We start from the raw sequence: 3,166 nt of genomic DNA, 5'->3' as shown, positions 1-3,166 counted from the left end.
GCTACTATCCACATCTGGATTCACAAAATATTATTAGTGGGATAGGTTCATAGCACATTCAACTTTATACAACACCATCAAAATGTCAATAACGGTAAATTGCCGCAACGGCTGTGCTATATGGAATCTCTTCAAAGGGAACAGCGTAAACCGTGCCACCGTTTAATAAAGTATGAGCAGCGACAAAATCCAACAAATCCTCATCACCAGTTTCTTTTTCTGGGTGCAAATAAACCGTTTCTGAGGTTGGATCGAATAAACCCCACTGTTGCTGACCAACTGCAACTAGTAATGAATCCACTCGTTGGTAATAAGCTGCTGAGACAACTTCTTGGAGGTTGTTAGATGCTTTACCAGTATCACCACCAAACAACTCGTGAAATTGCTCCAAAACTGCTTGCTGTGACTTTTGGAAATCAGCCTCGACAATCGGCCAAGCTTGGTCATGTAACTCTTGGGCGTTGAGAATTTCTGGATTACCAGTGATAGCTTCATTCATTAAATGCTGGTAAGTATTTGCTTGTCTATACAGAGGCAAGAGATACTCTACCCCAGCCAGCACCAAAGGCGCTTTTTGCAATTTCAGTTTCTCGTGTAATGCGCGATCAACAATTTGAAAGAATTGGAGGATGTCTTCTTGGTGTTTATCCCTGTCAGGGCTTCCCTGTCCGTGAAACGTACCTGGTTGTGAAAATGGATTGGAGGTTCCCCCTTTTGATGTTGCGATGCGAAATTGACCTTCTTTAGCAGTATCATCTCTTTGCAGAGCTTCATCTAGACTTTTAGGGAGATTTTCTACTTCTACCTCTTTGACGCTGTAGCGTGTTCCTTCAAAGAACCTGACATCTTGTTGGCTCAAAGCCAATATATAGAAGCGACCATTGCTATTTAAAATTGGTAGCAGTGGTTTGATGTGAAATCGGTCTGTAACCACAACCAACTCTTGAAAATCAATTGGCAGGGGATAATAGCGAAAAATATTATCAGAAATAAAAATCGCCAGCCCTTGCTCTCCCATTTGCTCCCAAAACTCTTGGGTATCAATTTCCTGGGATTTTTCTAATAATGCGATCGCATCTTGTTGTTCCAAACCTGCATCAATTAAACGAGCCTCTGCTTCCCTAACCAAATTTTTAAAGCGAATTGGGTTTTGTCGCACTTCTGGCCCGGCTGGGTGCGTTGGCATATAAATGGAAATACAATTTCCTTTTGGCTGTTCTATTAATGTCTTTATTTCCTCTCTAGAGATTAATTGCATATTATATTCCTCTTATCAACGTGACCAAATACATCGGATCAGACCATCAATATTCAATGATCTGATGGGACGTTATTCTCAGATGGTGGCGGTTGAAGTTCAACCGTTTGCTTCTGAATTTATTTCACCTTAAGAAGGGTTTAGTTGCATCTTTCTTTTGATAGGCAATATTCATGTTTGAGAATTACTAATTAAAACCTCTAATTTCAAAACTAAAATCGCCACAAGCATTAAATGTTTGGCGTGTTAGAGTTTGCGCGTCCTGAGTTTATGCCTATTTTACTGTCTGGTCGGCTAAGGCCTAAAGTTACTCGTTTCATAATCCAGTACAAACCAGCAAGTACCACAAAGGTGATAACAACAATCACCAGGGGCTGTTTCCCAAGAATTTCTTCTACCCCTTTGGTTAGTACGGCATCGGGTTGAGTAATAAAATCCCAACTGTTGAAACGCAAAAATCGCCCCCAATAAACACCAACAGCACAGAGAAAATGGGTAATCAACTCAACGCGCCAAATCCATTGGCTTTTGCCGATACGATGTAAGTAGTAACCCCAATTAATTAACGATATTACATAAGCTTCAAATCCACTAAGAATTACTAATAAATACAAAGGAATGAGTACTAAAGTAATCATCCAAACTGATTGAATCGTGCGGATATCATCTATCAAGTGAATTACATCGGTCAATAAATATGGTGCATTAGGTAAAAAAGCATAGAAAACTAAGAATCCTAGCCACCAAAGCCAAGAGCCACCACGCCTAAAGCGAAATAGCCACACACTCAAAGCTAAAGGTATAAAAGCCAGAAATAAATTCCAAGTCATCCAACTCATATTAATTCGCAAGACCTGTACAACTCTGGCTATCAATTCTTCTTTCATAGGTGCTAATTTAGAAGACGTTTGATTGATCTAAATTCACTCTGTAGTGTTAGTGTTAACCTTAGCGATTGACTGATAAAATCTTTTTACTCCCCAAGAAATTTATTTACTCCAAGACCAGGCAAGGCTTTTATGTCACTTATAATGAAATGCACACTTATATGTCTGGAATTTAGAGTTTCTATATCTTTCATACTGGGGGATGAAATTTATCAATCAGCTGAAATCACTAGTATAGCCAGAAAATCATTAGGGTAAAATCTACCACACAAAGAAAGTCTGAGCGGCAAAAACGCTGCTGAATACCTTCCTGTGGACTTTTTTTATGGGAATGTTGCCCCTGTCCCAACTATTATATTGATTTAATTTTGCCCTGCTAGAGTTCCAGAAGCATCCTAAAGTTTTTGCCAAGAGTGTAAAATACTTGTGCCCCATCAGATAGATTATTCTGGCTGGCTACAGTATTTATTCATCTGATTGACTAATGTATCCGACTGCTGGCCAAGTGTTGTAGCTGTTGTCAGTGCTGAGTCAATTTCGGCTCTCGCCTTTTGGATTTTTTCTCTACCAGATGCCGAGACATCTGCTGTTTTGGTCGCACCAAGCGCCTTAGCTGCAATGGCTACCGCTTGACTAAGATTTTGAAAAATCTTGAGAAAACCGCTTTGAAATTCTTTCAGCTTAGGATCTTTTAAATTCAGTTCCCTAATCGATTTAGTCACAAATTCTAAATCTTTAGATAACTGTATGCTGGTGATCACCTGCGTTCCTTTATTTTTATCAATCAGAGAAGTTCCGGCATTCACAACTCGAATCAGTCGCTGGCACTGGGAAACTTTATTTTCACTGCAACTAGTAATGAATAAAGCGATGCTTAGGCTAACAGAAGCAAGAACAGTATATTTATGTAAAACAGACATTAACACCCCAACAACAATAAAACCGAGAATAAGTATCCAATATTACGAGAAAATAAGGCAGGGGAGGCAAGGGAGGAAAGAGAGTTATTGTTCAGTAATTC

At 39.4% G+C, this 3,166-nt stretch carries 3 protein-coding genes; all 3 read right to left on the bottom strand.

The annotated features are described in order from the left end of the window. Positions 1 to 85: 85 nt before the first annotated feature. On the bottom strand, positions 86 to 1,258 hold the full coding sequence (locus tag ACFE90_RS37395; RefSeq protein WP_375507278.1) for a hypothetical protein: 1,173 nt from the start codon (positions 1,256 to 1,258) through the stop codon (positions 86 to 88). Positions 1,259 to 1,488: 230 nt separating this feature from the next. Beyond that, positions 1,489 to 2,145 (bottom strand): DUF1361 domain-containing protein, encoded by a 657-nt coding sequence (locus ACFE90_RS37390; protein ID WP_375507277.1) that lies wholly within the window; start codon positions 2,143 to 2,145, stop codon positions 1,489 to 1,491. A gap of 443 nt (positions 2,146 to 2,588) precedes the next feature. After that, complete coding sequence (locus ACFE90_RS37385; protein ID WP_375507276.1) at positions 2,589 to 3,065, bottom strand: hypothetical protein; 477 nt, start codon at positions 3,063 to 3,065, stop codon at positions 2,589 to 2,591. Positions 3,066 to 3,166 lie beyond the last annotated feature (101 nt).

It is taken from the genome of uncultured Nostoc sp., assembly GCF_964245445.1.
Classification (GTDB): Bacteria; Cyanobacteriota; Cyanobacteriia; order Cyanobacteriales; family Nostocaceae; genus Nostoc.
The sequence above is the reverse complement of the archived record's forward strand: the minus strand, read 5'-3'. Positions and strand labels throughout refer to the sequence as shown.